We start from the raw sequence: 244 nt of genomic DNA on the forward strand, positions 1-244 counted from the left end.
GACCTGCACGGCTTGCTGGCGCAGTCGACCGCCGATCTGCTGGCTACGCTGCACCAGCAAGCCGTGCAGGTCATTGATCATACCGTACAGCTGCGGGCTGTTATTGGCGTTCAGCATTGGCGGACTGTAGCTGTTATCCAGCCGCACGTGGTTGTCGTTGCGCTTTTCGGTGACGTACGCCACGCCGATGGCGGTCCATTCTGCCGTCAGATCTTTCTCCAGCATCAGGGTCAGACGCAGGCGG

1 protein-coding gene is annotated in these 244 nt (G+C 60.7%); it reads right to left on the reverse strand.

Translation table 11 applies throughout. The annotated features are described in order from the left end of the window. Nucleotides 1-244, reverse strand: a 244-nt coding sequence (gene tssK, locus RTW80_RS30435) for a type VI secretion system baseplate subunit TssK (protein WP_312721952.1), incomplete at both ends; no start/stop codon positions are given.

Origin of the sequence: Escherichia sp. AM3 (assembly GCF_032029835.1) — a bacterium.
GTDB lineage: Bacteria > Pseudomonadota > Gammaproteobacteria > Enterobacterales > Enterobacteriaceae > Escherichia > Escherichia coli.